We start from the raw sequence: 14,311 nt of genomic DNA, 5'->3' as shown, positions 1-14,311 counted from the left end.
TGTCGGCTACGTATCGCACCCCAGCACCGTGTCGGCTACGTGTCGCACTCCAGCACCGTCCGGCACAGCGAACACCGCGCCCGCATCCTGCCCCGCACCGGCACCCGGATCCGCTGGTGGCAGGTCGGGCAGGGGAAGGAGACCCGCAGGCGGCCGCCGCTGTCGGGGGAGAAGGCGTACGGGACGCCCGGTCCGGGTCCCGTCCCGGGCGCGTGCCGCCGGTCGCGGGCGTAGCGGCGCCGCCCCGCCCAGCCGGCCGCCGTCAGCGGGGGCTGCTGCTCGTCCTGGCGGGCCCGGGTCATGCCCTTGACGTACGCCGTGTAGGCCTGCGGGCTGGTGAACCACACCGACGGGTCCTCACCGAAGACCAGGGCCCGCTTGGCGAGGACGTAACCGAACTCCTCCGGGGTGAGATAGCCGAGCTTCTGGGAGGACGCCGCGTCCTCCCGGTACGCGTCGAGGAGCAGCCAGCCCGCACCCAGGTAGGTCGCCGCGGTGTCCGTGAGGATCTCGTTCTCCCGGGTGCCGGGGAAGGTCAGGTCCAGGCGGTGCAGATAGACGTGCATCACCTCGTGGGCGAGGGCCGCGCCGATGTCCCGGCGGTGGGTGCGGAAACGGTCGTTCAGCTCGACGAAGTACTCGGGCCCGGCGGTGAGTTCGACGTTCGCCGCCTGCTTCATCTCCCGGAAGCTGACGACCATCCGGGCATCCGGCAGCCGGTAGTGCCGCACCAGCTCACGCGCCACCCGCTGCGCCCCCAGATACAGGTCGTCGGTGTCGCAGAAAGCCACGTCGGCGGGGACCACGCTGGTCCCGAACAGCTGGACGGTGTCGTACGACAACCGCTTGTACAACGCGGTGACGGCGGCCCGCACCGTCTCCAGGTGCGGATAGCCATGCTCGACCGGTCCGTCGTTCGCCACGCCCGTACCCCCAAGAGGCCGTGAACCCGGTTCCACTCTACGGCGACGCGGGTGGATTTTCCCCGGCCGGATTCGCCGGTACGGGCCGCAGGACGGGCGGCGTCACCGACGCCTGATCCAACTCCAGCACCCATACCTCGTTGGTCCCCTCCCGCAGCACCGGCCCGGGTACGTACAGTGACCGCTGCGGCCCCGCGGACCAGTAACGGCCCAGGTTGAAACCGTTGATCCACACGAAGCCACGGGTCCAGCCCGGCAGGTCCAGGCAGGCATCCCCGGCGCCGTGGACCGTGACGCCGGCCCGGTACAGACCGGGGGAGGCGTCGCCCGGGAGGGCCGGGAAGGCGAGGCCCTCGATGTCGTCCAGGGCGTCCAGGCGCAGCCCGCGCGCGCGTACGCCGTGCAGATACTGGCGCTCGTGCAGCAGGCCCCCGGTGATGCCCTTGGGCTCACCGGTCAGCGGACCGTAGTTGACCCTCCCCAGGGACTCCACCCACAGCTGAACGCGCGCGTGCCCCGCGACGGGCTCCTTGAGCCGGTCCTCGTCCTCGGTGAGCACCCCGGCCCGCTCCCCGTCGACGTACACCACCGCCAGGTCCCGCAGCCCGCGCGCGGTCAGCGGGTAGGGCTGCCGCGGCCCCGGCACCGTCACCTCGTAGCGCACCACACCCCGGTCGACGTCCAGCTCCTCGAAGGCCGGCGGCACGGGATACGTGCCCTCCGGGCCCCCGCGCGCCTCGAGTACGGCGGACAGGGACGCCCAGCCGTCCAGCCGCACCTCGGCCGGCTCACCCAACGGCGTGGGCGCGGGCGGGACTTCAGGCAGCGGCCCGTCGGCGTACTCGGCGAACACCTCGCGCAGACGCCAGAACTTCTCCGTGGGCCGACCGTACTCGTCGACGGGCGCGTCGTAGTCGTACGAGGTCACGTCCGGCTGAAGCGGCCCGTCGTGCATCCAGCCGCCACCCCGGTTGGCGCCCGCCCAGCCCGCGAAACTGGTGCCGCCGTGCGCCATGTACAGATTGACCGAGGCCCCGCACTCCAGGATCTCCCGCAGCGTCGCCGCCGCTTCGGCGGGATCCCGCACGACATGCTCACCGCCCCAGTGGTCGAACCAGCCGCACCAGAACTCCATGCACATCAACGGCCCGTCGCCGCGATGCCGGCGCAGCGACGCGAACGCCCCGCGCGCGTGGGAGCCGAAGTTCACCGTGGCGAGCACCCCGGGAACCGAGCCGCCGCTGAGCATGTGGTCCTCCGGGCCGTCCGAGGTGCACAGCGGGACCGTCACGCCCTCGGACCGCAGCAGACCCGCGAGACGGCCCAGGTACTCGGCGTCCGAGCCGAAGCTGCCGTACTCGTTCTCCACCTGCACCATGATCACCGGGCCGCCCCGGTCGGCCTGCCGGGACACCACCTCCGGCAGCAGCCGACGGAACCAGTCCGCCACAGGTCGCAGAAAACGCTCGTCACGCGTGCGCGGGTGCCCCGTCAGCCAGTGCGGCAGCCCGCCGTTCTCCCACTCGGCACAGATGTACGGACCCGGCCGCACGATCGCCCACAGACCCTCCCGGTGGGCCGCGTCCAGGAACCGGCCCAGCGCCTCCACGTCCCGGAACTCGCCCGGCCGCGGCTCGTGCAGGTTCCACGGCACATACGTCTCCACGCAGTTGAGGCCCATCGCCCGCAGCATCGCCAGCCGGTGCCCCCACTGCGCCTCGTGCACCCGGAAGTAGTGCAGCGCACCGGACAGCAGCCGCACCGGCCGCCCGTCCAGCAGGAAATCCGCGTCCCCCACCGTGAACTCGCTCATACGCCCCACCCTCACCCCTGGCGTGGATCACGTCCATGGACAAAGATCGGCGCTGCTTGGACACAAGTACGACCGTCGGAGGACCGCCGATGTACCACACCTGGATGCGGTTCCTCACGCCCGGCCCCGCCCACCACCGGCTCGGCCTCGTCTGCCTCGGCGTCGGCCTTCAGTACGGTGCGCTGCCCACCGTCGGCCCCCGCACCCTCGACAGCCACGTCGCCGTCGTCATCAGCACCGGCAGCGGCTGGTACCTCGCCCCCGACGGCCGCCGAACCACCGTCACCGCGCCCGCCCTGCTGTGGCTCACCCCCGGCGTCCCCCACCACTACGCGCCCGACCCCGCCGCCGGCTGGGACGAGGGCTTCGTCGGCTTCACCGGGCCCGCCACCGCCACCTACACCGAACTCGGCTACATCGAACCCGACCGCCCCGTCGTCCCCCTGTCCGACGCCACCGGCCCACGCGCCGTCATCGCCCGCATCGCCCGCGCCGCCCGCCGCGACAACCCCCTCCTGGAAGTGGAGACCGGCGCCGCCGTCCACGAACTCCTCGTCGCCCTGCGCCGCGCCCGCGCCGACCTCGCCCCCGACGGCGACCCGGTCCTCAAGGCCCTCGCCCGCGACGCCTTCAAACCGCTGTCGGTCGCCGACCACGCCGCCCGGCACCGGATGACCACCGCCGAACTGCGCACCGCCGTCCGCCGCGGCGCCGGCTGCAGCCCCAAGGACTACCTCCTGGGCATCCGCCTCGGCCGCGCCAAGGAACTCCTCGCCGCCACCGAACTGCCCGTCGCCGCCGTCGCCCGCCGCGTCGGCTACGACGACCCCGCCTACTTCTCCCGCCTGTTCACCCGCCGCGTCGGCATGGCCCCCGTCCGCTTCCGCGCCCAGGAGAGCCGCGTCGTTCCCGGCGGCTGGAGCAACCAGGTACCGGATCCGGACGATCCACCCATGATCGAGCGCGCGCCCGCCCCGTAATGTGGACGCCCATGACCACCAGCAACAACGGAACCAGCAACAACGGAACCGGCGACGTCGACCCCGCCGTCCGCGAGGAACTCGCCCGGCTCCGCGACAGCATCGACAACATCGACGCCGCCGTCGTCCACATGCTCGCCGAACGCTTCAAGTGCACCCAGCAGGTCGGCCACCTCAAGGCCAGACACCAACTGCCGCCCGCCGACGCGGCCCGCGAGTCCCGGCAGATCGAACGCCTGCGCACCCTCGCCGAGAACGCCAAACTCGACCCGGCCTTCGCTGAGAAGTTCCTGAACTTCATCATCGCCGAAGTGATCAGACACCACGAGCGCATCGCCGAGGACGCCGTCAACGGAACCACACACCTGGCGAATTGACCTCCCCCGATGCCCCCAGGGACGTGACACAGGGCCCCGCGAGAGGCATGCTGCGCTGTGCACTCCTTGTCAGCCGACGAGCACTCCGCGTCAGTGCGCGGTCGTAGGCTGGTCTGTCCACGAGGGAGGGACGTCGGGCCATGCCGTCGGATGCCAGGATCCTCATCGTCGACGACCACGAGGACACGCTGTACGCCCTGGAAAGCGCCCTGGCCCCGCTGGGCTACCGACTGGGCCGCGCCACCAGCGGAGACGAAGCCCTCAAACAGGTACTGCGCGGCCAGGTCGGGCTCCTCCTCCTCGACGTACGCATGCCCGGCGTCAGCGGCCTCGACGTGGTGCGCTACATGCGCCGCGTCGAACAGACCCAGCACATACCCGTCATCCTCCTCACCGGCTTCGGCGCCGACCACGAACTGACCGCCACCGCCTTCGGCCTCGGCGTCGCCGACCTCGTCATGAAGCCCATCGACCCCTGGGCCCTGCGCACCAAGGTCCGCTACCTCTTCGACACCCACCAACGCCACCTCGCCCTCCAACACGAGGTCCGCGAACTCCGCGCCCTCGTCAAGGACCACACCGAAGCCGGCGAACACCCCCCACGCCCCGCCCTGCCCCACCCGGACGCCCGCGTCCCCACCCAACGCGGCCAAGGGGCGCACACCGGGGAACTCGAACAGGACCGGACATAAGGCGCGTACCAATCCGCCCCTGTGCCACGTCAGCGCCATCAGGCAGCATGTCCTGCATGTCCGTACTGACGCGCGACGAAGCGCAGACCCGAGCCAAACTCCTCGACGTCCACCGCTACACGATCGACCTCGACCTGACCTGCGGGGACGACACGTTCGACTCCCGCACCGTCATCAGGTTCACCGTCCGCGCGGACCAGGACGCCACGGACACCTTCGTCGAGGTCAAGCCGGCCCAGCTGCGCTCCGTCACCCTCGACGGACACCCCCTCGACCCGGAAACCCTTGACGAGAACCGGCTGCCCCTGAAGAACCTCACCCCCGGCGAACACGAACTGCGCGTCGACGCCGCCATGCGCTACTCCCGCACCGGCGAGGGCATGCACCGCTTCACCGACCCCACCGACGGCGAAACCTACCTGTACACCCAGCTGTTCATGGACGACGTCCAACGCGTCTTCGCCGCCTTCGACCAGCCGGACCTCAAATCCGTCTTCGACCTGTCCCTCAAGGCCCCCGAAGACTGGACCGTCCTCGCCAACAGCATCACCGAACACCTCGGCGAAGGCCGCTGGCAGGCCGCCCCCACCCCCCTTATCTCCACCTACCTCGTCGCCGTCGCCGCCGGCCCCTGGCACTCCGTACGCACCGAACACCGCGGCCTGCCCTTCGGCATCCACTGCCGCCGCTCCCTCGCCCCCCACCTGGACGCGGACGCCGACGAGCTCTTCGAGATCACCAAGCAGTGCTACGACCGCTACCACGAGAAGTTCGAGGAGCCCTACCCCTTCGACTCCTACGACCAGGCCTTCGTCCCCGAGTTCAACGCCGGCGCCATGGAGAACCCCGGCCTCGTCACCTTCCGCGACGAGTTCGTCTACCGCTCCGCCGTCACCGACACCGAACGCCAGACCCGCGCCATGGTCATCGCCCACGAGATGGCCCACATGTGGTTCGGCGACCTCGTCACCCTCCGATGGTGGGACGACATCTGGCTCAACGAGTCCTTCGCCGAGTACATGGGCTACCAGACCCTCACCGAAGCCACCCGCTTCACAGACACCTGGACCGACTTCGGCGTCAGCCGCAAGGCCTGGGGCTACGAAGCCGACCAGCGCCCCTCCACCCACCCCGTCGCCCCGGAGGCCGTCGACGACACCGCCTCCGCCCTGCTCAACTTCGACGGCATCTCCTACGCCAAGGGCGCCTCCGCCCTGCGGCAACTCGTCGCCTGGCTCGGCGAGAAGGACTTCCTCACCGGCATCAACACCCACTTCGTCCGCCACAGGTTCGCCAACGCCACCCTCGCCGACTTCATCGACTCCCTCGCCGCCGGCACCGACCGCGACGTCCACGCCTGGGCCGACACCTGGCTGCGCACCACCGGCGTCGACACCCTCACCCCCCGCATCACCCCCGGCGACGACGGCACCTGCACCCTCACCGTCGACCGCACCGGCAGCCGCCCCCACCGCATCGCCGTCGGCCTCTACGACCAGGACGTCGCCGACGAAGGCCGCCACCTCGTCCTGCGCGAACGCCTCGACCTCGACCTCCCCCACACCACCGCCCACCCCATCGGCAAACGCCCCGCACTCCTCCTCCTCAACGACGGCGACCTCACCTACGCCAAGATCCGCTTCGACACCCAGTCCTTCCAGAGCGTCCACTCCGGCCTCTCCGGCCTGCCCGACCCGCTGACCCGCGCGGTCGTGTGGAACGCCCTGCGCGACTCCGTACGCGACGGCGAACTGGCCCCCGGCGCCTACCTGGAAGCCGCCCGCACCCACCTCCCGCGAGAGACCGACCTCGCCATCGTGCAAGGCGTCCTCGCCTTCGCCGCCGCCCAGGTCACCGACCGCTACCTCAACCCCGACCAACGGCCCGCCGCACTCGCCTCCCTCACCGCCCTGTGCCGCGACCTCATCCGCCGCACCGAGGACGGCGACCACCCCGGCCTGCGCCTCATCGCCGTACGCCACTTCATCGACGTCGCCGCCCACCCCGACACCATCGCCGCCTGGCTCGCCGACGGCACCGCCCCCGGCGGCCCCGAACTCGACCCCGAACTACGCTGGCGCGTCCTGGCCCGCCTCGCCGTCCTCGGCGCCACCGACGAGACCGCCATCGCCGCCGAACTCGAGCGCGACCCCAGCGCCACCGGCCGCGAAGGCGCCGCCCGCTGCCGCGCCGCCCTGCCCGACGAAGCAGCCAAGCAACAGGCATGGGAGGCGATGTTCACCGACGACACCCTTTCCAACTACCTCTTCACCGCCACCGCCCAGGGCTTCTGGCAACCCGAACAGGCCGACCTGGTACGCCAGTACGTCCCCCGCTACTTCCAGGACGTCGTCACCCTCGCCGCCCGCCGCGGCCCCGCCATCGCCGAAGCCGCCGGCCGCTGGGCCTTCCCGGCCCACGCCGTCGACACCGAGACACTCCGCCTCGGCGAGGCATGTCTGAGCGACGACGCACCGATCCCGGCACTGCGCCGCAAGCTGGCCGACCAACTCGACGACCTGGCACGCGCGTTGCGGGTACACGAGGCCTAGGTGTTCTGTCCCGGGAGGTTGTGGACGGTGAGGCAGGTCTCAGCTGAGGGATCTTGAACAGGTGAGGGCCTTTCGAGTTCGGTGTGGATTGCGACGTCGACACCGACCGAAAGGCCCTCGTGTCCCACCGTAATGCACCCCTGACCGAGACCGGACGACTGCGCCTGGCCCGTTGCGTGGTCGAGGACGGCTGGCCCCTGCGCCGGGCTGCCGAACGCTTCCAGGTCTCGCCGACCACCGCCCAGCGCTGGGCCGACCGCTACCGGACGTTCGGCGAAGCAGGCATGAGCGACCTCTCCAGCCGCCCGCGTACCAGCCCGCGCAGGACGCCGACCCGCACCGAGCGGCGCATCATCAAGGTCCGTGTCCTGCGCCGCTGGGGACCGGCCCGCATCGCGCACCTGCTGCACCTGGTGCCCTCGACCGTTCACCGTGTGCTGACCCGCTACGGCCTGGCCCGCCTCACCCACCTGGACCGGGCCACCGGCCGCGTCATACGCCGCTACGAACGTGAACGTCCCGGCGAGCTGGTGCACGTCGACATCAAGAAGCTCGGCAACATCCCCGACGGCGGCGGACACAAAGTGCTGGGCCGCCAAGCAGGACGCAAGAACCGCCCGAACGCCGGCTACAGCTACCTCCACACCGCCGTCGACGACCACTCCCGACTGGCCTACAGCGAGATCCACGCGGATGAGAAGAAGGAGACCGCCACCGGCTTCTGGACCCGTGCCCAGGCGTTCTTCACCCAGGCCGGCATCACGGTCGAACGGGTCCTGACCGACAACGGCTCCTGCTACCGCTCACGAGACTGGCGCGACCTGCTCACCGCAGCCGGGATCGCCCACAAGCGCACCCGGCCCTACCGGCCGCAGACCAACGGGAAGGTCGAACGCTTCAACCGCACCCTGCTCGACGAGTGGGCCTACGCCCGCCCCTACCACTCAGAGACCGAACGACGCCAAGCGTTCCCCGACTGGCTGCACACCTACAATCACCACCGCGGACACACCGCGCTGAAAGGCCAACCACCCGCCAGCCGCGTCCCCAACCTCTCAGGGCAATACACCTAGACCGCACCACCCCCGGGGCACGGCCGACTCCTACCGATCGGCCGTGCCCCGACACGTTCTCCCCGCACGGACGTACCTTCTTTCGGGTTCGGTTCGTTGGGCTTTTCGGGCACGATCACGCATTCGCGTACAAGCTGGAACTCCCTCTGCCCAGCGCCCGGAGGACCACCCATGAGCACACCGAGCCTCGCCTCGGGCCCCCAAGGCCCCCACGCCCTACGGCCCCTGCTCGACACCGTGCTCGACGCCCTGCGCGACGGCACCCGCGCCCGCCGCGGCCCCCTCCCCGCCGGCGGCCCCGACACCGTCGCCGCACGCGTACGCGACGCCGTGGGGAACGTACTGCCGGACCACGGCGACCCCGACGCCCTACGCCGCCTCGTCCACGCACTCGCCGAAGGCGCCGCCGACCCCGCCCACCCCCACTGCGCCGCCCACCTCCACTGCCCACCCCTCGCCGTCGCCACCGCCGCCGACCTCGCCGCGTCCGCCCTCAACCCCTCGATGGACTCATGGGACCAGGCACCGGCGGCGTCGGAGCTGGAGGCGCTGGTAACACGGGCACTCGCGAACGAGGTCTACGGAGAGACACCCAGCGGCGCGGGGCTGGGTCACCATGCGGCTCCGCCGCAGGGCGCGACCAGCCCCCACCGGCCCGCAGTCGGCACCACACAGAACCCACCCCGCCCCGACGCCCTCATCACCACCGGCGGCACCGAATCCAACCAACTCGCCCTCCTCCTCGCCCGCGAAACCCACGGCCCCGGCATCCGCCTCCTCCACGGCGCCAACGCCCACCACTCCCTGCCCCGCGCCGCCTGGCTGCTCGGCCTGCCCGACCCCGTCGTCGTCCCCGCCCCCGCCGGCACCCTCGACCCCGCCGCCCTCGCCGACGCCCTCAGCACCCTCCCCGGGCCCGTCGTCGTAGCCGCCACCGCGGGCACCACCGACGCCGGACTCATCGACCCCCTCCCCGACATCGCCGCCCTGTGCCACGCCCACCACGCCCGCCTGCACATCGACGCCGCCTACGGCTCAGGCCTCCTCTTCAGCGACCGCCACCGCACCAAACTCACCGGCCTCGACGCCGCCCACACCATCACCCTCGACCTGCACAAACTCGGCTGGCAGCCCATCGCCGCAGGCCTCCTCGCCGTCAAACACCCCCACGACCTCGCCGCACTCCACCAACGCGCCGACTACCTCAACGCCGACGACGACACCGAAGCCGGCCTGCCCGACCTCCTCGGCCGCTCCCCGCGCACCAGCCGCCGCGCCGACGCCCTCAAGATCGCCGTCACCCTCAAAACCCTCGGCCGGACCGGCCTCGGCACCCTCGTCGACCAGGTCTGCGACCACGCCCACACCTTCGCCGCCCTCGTCGACGACCACCCCGCCTTCGAACTCCACGACCGGCCCACCATCAGCACCGTCCTGTTCCGCCCCGCAGGAGCCACCGACGACACCGTCGCCGCCGTACGCCGACAGCTCCTCACCCGCGGCCGAGCCGTCCTCGGCCGCGCCCGCCTCGACGGCCGCCTCTGGCTCAAGGCCACCCTCCTCAACCCCCACACCCGGCCCGCCGACCTGGCCGGGCTCCTGCAACTCGTCGAAGAACTCCTCGAAGAACCCGTCGAAGAACCCGTGGAAGGAACCACACCCCGATGAGCCGGACGCCCCACCCCCCACACCACGAGCCCGACGCACCCCGCGACCTCGTCGGCATCGGCATCGGCCCCTTCAACCTCTCCCTCGCCGCCCTCGCCCACCCCCTCACCGAACTCGACACCGTCTTCTACGACCAACGCCCCACCTTCGACTGGCACCCCGGCCTCCTCATCGAAGGCGCCACCATCCAAGTCCCCTTCCTCGCCGACCTCGTCACCCTCGCCGACCCCACCAGCCCCTGGACCTTCCTCAACTACCTCAAGGCCCGCGAGAGACTCTTCCCCTTCTACTTCGCCGAGCGCTTCCACATCCAACGCGCCGAATACGACGCCTACTGCCGCTGGGTCTCGCAGAACCTCCCCGGACTCCGCTTCGGCCACCAGATCGACGCCGTCCGCTGGAACCCCGACCGCGACCTCTTCGAAGTCGACTACACCCAACTCGACACCGACGGCGAAGCCGAAGCCCTAGGACGGACCTACACACGCAACATCGTCCTCGGCATCGGCACCGAACCGTACGTCCCCGACCCCCTGAAACCCCTCGTCGACGCCCCCGCCGTACCCGTCGTCCACGCCGCCGACTACCTCACCCACCGCGACACGATCCTCACCGCCGACCACGTCACCGTCATCGGCTCAGGACAGTCCGGCGCCGAAATCTTCCTCGACCTGCTCCGGGCCCGCCCCGCAGGCCACGAGAAACTCCACTGGCTCGGCCGCACCGAGGCCTTCGCCCCCATGGAGTACTCCAAACTCGGCCTCGAACACTTCACCCCCGACTACACCCGCTACTTCCACGCCCTCACCGAAAGCGTCCGCGACCGCCTCGTCACCACCCAATGGCAGCTCCACAAAGGCATCGACACCGACACCATCGCCGCCATCCACGACGAGCTCTACCGCCGCACCCTGCACGGCGGCTGGCCCGACGCCGTCCTCACCCCCGGCGTCCGCGTCCGCACCGCAGGCCGCATCGCCACCACCAAAATCGAACTCCACCTCGAACACATCCAGCAGAACACCCGCACCCGCCTCACCACCGACGCCGTCGTCCTCGCCACCGGCTACCGCGAACGCCCCCTCGACCGCATCCTCGCCGGCCTCGACCCCTACCTGAGCCGCGACAGCCGCGAACGCCCCCGCGTCGACGAACAGTTCCGCCTCGCCCTCGACCCCTCCGTCACCGGCACCGCCTACGTACAGAACGCCGAACGCCACACCCACGGCATCGGCACACCCGACCTCGGCCTCGCCGCCTGGCGCAGCGCCACCATCCTCAACTCCCTGACCGGAAAAGAGCCCTACCCGCTCCCCACCCGCACCGCCTTCACCACCTTCGGCCTGGAAAACCGGCCCCACATCCCCCCGGCCCGACAACCACAGGCCCTCACCCCCCTGATCGAAGGCCGGTAGAACGACAAAGGGCGGCGGGAGAAACCCTCCCACCGCCCCTCAGACGCCCTTCAGACACAGAGCCCCTCACACACAGAGCCCCGCAGACCTAGAAGACCGGCGTACCGCCCCGCGTCAGCTTCCAGTCCACCGACGCGAAGTCCTTCGGGTCCAGCACACCCTTCGCCGTCACCCACTCCGCGATCCGCGTCCGGATCTCCGTCGACTCCGCCCACACCTCCGTCGCCGACGCCACATGCGGGAACGCACCGCCACCATTGGCACGGTAGTTGTTCACCGCCAGCACGAACTGCTGCGCGTCAGCCAGCGCCGCACCGTTGTACAACACGTTCCTGATCCGCGAACCCGCCGCCTGAGCGACGTCGATCTCGTACGTCAGACCCGACACATAGTCATAGTTGTAGTCCGGACGACCACCGGCGTTCGTCAACTTCTCCACATCGACCGCCGCATCCGCCGCCGTCTGCACGAAGTACTCCGCCGAGTACTCCAGGTACGCCTTGATCTGCGCACCCGTCATCAACTTCGCGACCAGCGTGTTGTCATACACGTACAGACTCGACAGATCCCGGATCGTCACATCACCGGCCGGAATCTCCGACGTACGCGAGAACGGCGACGCCTGCGCGATCACCGGCACCGACGCATACTCCGTACCCGCCAGCGCCGCCTTGACGACGTCCTCCTGCACCTTCGTGATCAGGTCGATGATCGGCGCGTCCTTGTACCGCGCGTCCACCGTCGTCAGCGTGTCCGTGGCCGTACCGACCACCTGGTTCACGTACTCCACCACGACATCGTGGTCGTCCTTCAGCAACTTCGTGATCTTCGGATCGTCGGCCACCGCGTTCGAGTTCAGCACCGACGCCGACACCGACTCGACCGCCCAACGACCCTTCGCGAAAACCAGCTCGAAGTCGAACAGGGACAACCGCTCCGCATACGCCAACGGCTCCGACAGCACCACCGTCTTACCGGTCTTCTCGTTCGTGACCAGCAGCTCCGGAATCTCCACATGCGCGTGCCCGACCAGAATCGCGTCGATCCCCGGCACCTGCTGCGCCACCAACGCCGCCGAATTCTCGACATACGGCAACTGGTCACCGTACGACGACGTACCGGACGAACCCGAGTGCGCCGACACGACCACCACGTCCGCACCCATCGACCGCAGCCTCGGCACCCACTTCGCCGCCTGCTCCTCAAGCCCCGGGAACGTCAACCTCCCCTGCACATACGCCTTGTCCCAGATCGCGATACCCGGGTTCGTCAGCCCCAGCACCGCCACCTTCACCGGCGGCGCCCCCTTCACCCGGAACGTCTTCATGAAGAACGGCGGAAAAGCCGGCTTCAGCGTCTTCGCGTCCAACGCATTCGCACCCAGCAGCGGAAAATCGCACTGTTCCTCGAACTTGCGCAGCGTCTCGATGCCGTAGTTGAACTCGTGGTTGCCGAGCGCCACCGCGTCATACCCGATCGCGTTCATCGCCGCCGCCATCGGATGCACCGGACCACCCTCCGCGGTGATCGGGTCGACCTTCGCGTAGTAGTACGTCAGCGGAGTGCCCTGGATCGTGTCACCCGCGTCCAGCAGCAGCGTGTTGCCACGGCCCTTCTCCTTGCGGACCTGGTTCACCAGCGTCGACACCCGGGCCAGACCCTGCGCGTTGCCCTTCGCGTCGGTGTACTCCGCGTCCTTGAAGTAGTCCCAGTTGAAGATGTGACCGTGCAGGTCGGTCGTGCCCATCACCGTCAGCGAGTACCGCTTCGCAGGCCGGGAGCCCTTCTTCGCCTCCGCAGCCTGCGCCGCCGGAGCCGCCACCGAACCGGCCAGCGCGACACCCGCACCGGTCACAGCGGACTTCTTCAGGAACTTCCGACGGTTCAACGGCATGTCTGGTACTCCTCGGGGAAAGGTCAACAACGCGCGTAGATTCTGACCCGGACATGCCGCACGACAACAGACCCCGCAGGTTTCGATCTGGTGACCAGCCGGGGCGTCAACCAGGTAAGAAGTGACAGAGTGGGGCGTATGACCACCCCACCATCCGAGGAGCCCCAACCCGCCGTCCCCTACGGCACCCCCGACGCACCCCGCATCGCCGTCCGCGGCGAAGCACACCTTGAAGTCGACCCCGAAATCGCCCGCATCGGCGTCACCGTCGCCTCCCGCGGCAAAGACCGCCGAGCCGCCCTCGACGATCTCACCCGCCGCAACACCACCGCCCTCGACCTCATCAAAACCTACGGCGACGCAGTGGAACGACTGGAGACCGGCTCCTTCTCCATCACCCCACAACTCAAAGAACACGGCCGAGGCGAACGCATCCACGCCTACCACGGCCGCGTCCACATCACCGCCGAACTCACCGACTTCACCGCCCTCGGCGAACTCACCACCCGACTCGCCGACTTGGACCTCACGCGAGTCGACGGCCCCTGGTGGGCGCTGCGCCCCGACTCCCCCGCCCACCGCCAGGCCCGGCAACAGGCGGTACGAGAAGCCGTCCAGCGCGCGAGAGAGTACGCCGAAGCACTCGGAACGACCCTCGCAGCCCTCGTCGAGCTGGCCGACATCGGCGCCGAAAACACCCCGGTCTACCCCGCCGCCGCCGGCAGCCGCATGCGCTCCGCCGCCTACGCCGCCGAGGACACCGCCGCCGCCCCCCTCGACCTCGAACCCCAGCGGCAACGCGTCCACGCCCAGGTCAACGCCCGCTTCACCATGGCCCCGCCACAGCTGTAAAAGTAATTGTCATAAGAAAACGTCGGGGTGCACCCGAAATGCTCATCAGAGCACCCCGGCGCACAATTCAAC

The 14,311-nt window shown here is 69.9% G+C and carries 11 protein-coding genes; 8 read left to right on the top strand and 3 right to left on the bottom strand.

The annotated features are described in order from the left end of the window. Positions 1-35: 35 nt before the first annotated feature. Both QFZ76_RS14280 and QFZ76_RS14275 read right to left on the bottom strand, forming a co-directional pair. Complete coding sequence (locus tag QFZ76_RS14280) at positions 36-923, bottom strand: hypothetical protein (protein ID WP_307674079.1); 888 nt, start codon at positions 921-923, stop codon at positions 36-38. Positions 924-960: 37 nt separating this feature from the next. Then, positions 961-2,736 (bottom strand): beta-galactosidase family protein, encoded by a 1,776-nt coding sequence (locus QFZ76_RS14275; RefSeq protein WP_307674078.1) that lies wholly within the window; start codon positions 2,734-2,736, stop codon positions 961-963. An 89-nt stretch (positions 2,737-2,825) separates the two neighbouring features. On the opposite strand from QFZ76_RS14275, the gene QFZ76_RS14270 reads away from it, so the two are divergent. From QFZ76_RS14270 to QFZ76_RS14240, 7 genes are all read left to right on the top strand, one after another. After that, positions 2,826-3,716, top strand: a complete 891-nt coding sequence (locus QFZ76_RS14270; protein ID WP_307674077.1) for an AraC family transcriptional regulator — start codon at positions 2,826-2,828, stop codon at positions 3,714-3,716. A gap of 11 nt (positions 3,717-3,727) precedes the next feature. Further along, positions 3,728-4,093: a chorismate mutase gene (locus tag QFZ76_RS14265; RefSeq protein WP_307674076.1), complete on the top strand. Its 366-nt coding sequence runs from the start codon at positions 3,728-3,730 to the stop codon at positions 4,091-4,093. Positions 4,094-4,233: 140 nt separating this feature from the next. Beyond that, the gene (locus QFZ76_RS14260) at positions 4,234-4,785 is read left to right on the top strand and encodes a two-component system response regulator (protein WP_307674075.1); all 552 of its coding nucleotides are present in this window, start codon (positions 4,234-4,236) and stop codon (positions 4,783-4,785) included. Between the two features lie 56 nt (positions 4,786-4,841). Then, on the top strand, positions 4,842-7,337 hold the full coding sequence (pepN, locus tag QFZ76_RS14255; RefSeq protein ID WP_307674074.1) for an aminopeptidase N: 2,496 nt from the start codon (positions 4,842-4,844) through the stop codon (positions 7,335-7,337). 119 nt (positions 7,338-7,456) lie between these two features. Next, on the top strand, positions 7,457-8,410 hold the full coding sequence (locus QFZ76_RS14250) for an IS481 family transposase (protein WP_307674073.1): 954 nt from the start codon (positions 7,457-7,459) through the stop codon (positions 8,408-8,410). A gap of 171 nt (positions 8,411-8,581) precedes the next feature. Beyond that, on the top strand, positions 8,582-10,078 hold the full coding sequence (locus QFZ76_RS14245) for an aminotransferase class V-fold PLP-dependent enzyme (protein WP_307674072.1): 1,497 nt from the start codon (positions 8,582-8,584) through the stop codon (positions 10,076-10,078). Continuing rightward, positions 10,075-11,493 (top strand): lysine N(6)-hydroxylase/L-ornithine N(5)-oxygenase family protein, encoded by a 1,419-nt coding sequence (locus QFZ76_RS14240; RefSeq protein WP_307674071.1) that lies wholly within the window; start codon positions 10,075-10,077, stop codon positions 11,491-11,493. The genes QFZ76_RS14245 and QFZ76_RS14240 overlap by 4 nt, the downstream gene beginning before the upstream one ends. 88 nt (positions 11,494-11,581) lie before the next feature. On the opposite strand, the gene QFZ76_RS14235 is transcribed toward QFZ76_RS14240, so the two are convergent. Then, a complete protein-coding gene (locus QFZ76_RS14235) occupies positions 11,582-13,387 on the bottom strand; it encodes a 5'-nucleotidase C-terminal domain-containing protein (protein WP_307674070.1) in 1,806 nt (601 codons plus the stop codon). Positions 13,388-13,525: 138 nt separating this feature from the next. Here QFZ76_RS14235 and QFZ76_RS14230 point away from each other — a divergent pair, with 138 nt between their 5' ends. Continuing rightward, positions 13,526-14,239, top strand: coding sequence for an SIMPL domain-containing protein (locus QFZ76_RS14230; protein WP_307674069.1), 714 nt, complete (start codon positions 13,526-13,528; stop codon positions 14,237-14,239). The last annotated feature ends 72 nt before the right edge of the window (positions 14,240-14,311 follow it).

It is taken from the genome of Streptomyces sp. V4I2 (genome assembly GCF_030817655.1).
Taxonomy (GTDB): domain Bacteria; phylum Actinomycetota; class Actinomycetes; order Streptomycetales; family Streptomycetaceae; genus Streptomyces; species Streptomyces plumbiresistens.
The sequence above is the reverse complement of the archived record's forward strand: the minus strand, read 5'-3'. Positions and strand labels throughout refer to the sequence as shown.

Bases quoted from the DNA above. Each gene is read 5' to 3' on its own strand.
- QFZ76_RS14275 (WP_307674078.1), bottom strand. From the start codon at position 2,736: ATGAGCGAGTTCACGGTGGGGGACGCGGATTTCCTGCTGGACGGGCGG.
- QFZ76_RS14230 (WP_307674069.1), top strand. From the start codon at position 13,526: ATGACCACCCCACCATCCGAGGAGCCCCAACCCGCCGTCCCCTACGGC.
- QFZ76_RS14245 (WP_307674072.1), top strand. From the start codon at position 8,582: ATGAGCACACCGAGCCTCGCCTCGGGCCCCCAAGGCCCCCACGCCCTA.
- QFZ76_RS14235 (WP_307674070.1), bottom strand. From the start codon at position 13,387: ATGCCGTTGAACCGTCGGAAGTTCCTGAAGAAGTCCGCTGTGACCGGT.
- QFZ76_RS14270 (WP_307674077.1), top strand. From the start codon at position 2,826: ATGTACCACACCTGGATGCGGTTCCTCACGCCCGGCCCCGCCCACCAC.
- pepN (WP_307674074.1), top strand. From the start codon at position 4,842: ATGTCCGTACTGACGCGCGACGAAGCGCAGACCCGAGCCAAACTCCTC.
- QFZ76_RS14265 (WP_307674076.1), top strand. From the start codon at position 3,728: ATGACCACCAGCAACAACGGAACCAGCAACAACGGAACCGGCGACGTC.
- QFZ76_RS14240 (WP_307674071.1), top strand. From the start codon at position 10,075: ATGAGCCGGACGCCCCACCCCCCACACCACGAGCCCGACGCACCCCGC.
- QFZ76_RS14260 (WP_307674075.1), top strand. From the start codon at position 4,234: ATGCCGTCGGATGCCAGGATCCTCATCGTCGACGACCACGAGGACACG.